This is a genomic window from Helicobacter pylori, assembly GCF_011140715.1.
GTDB lineage: Bacteria > Campylobacterota > Campylobacteria > Campylobacterales > Helicobacteraceae > Helicobacter > Helicobacter pylori_DA.
This window is the reverse complement of sequence record NZ_SFZZ01000005.1, coordinates 1-251: the sequence shown is the minus strand read 5'-3', so window position 1 is coordinate 251 and position 251 is coordinate 1. Positions and strand designations below refer to the sequence as shown.

Genomic DNA, 251 nt, shown 5'->3' with positions numbered 1-251 from the left:
CTTGTTCTACTTTTATTTGATTGTTAGTCTCTATATTGCTTGTCTTTTGTTTTTCTTGTTCTAACTCTATCCCACTCTTGTTTGTCTTTTGTTTTTCTTGTTCTACTTTTATTTGATTACTAGTCTCTATATTGCTTGTCTTTTGTTTTTCTTGTTCTAGTTCTATTTGTTCATCAATATCACCAACACTACAAGCGGCTAATAATAAACTTGTCGCTATTGTGAGTCCTGAATATTTCCACCAATTGATT

At 30.7% G+C, this 251-nt stretch carries 1 protein-coding gene; it reads right to left on the bottom strand.

What is annotated here, in order from left to right:
- On the bottom strand, positions 1–251 hold a 251-nt coding region (locus EWZ81_RS00025; protein WP_165548418.1), incomplete at both ends, for a DUF874 family protein.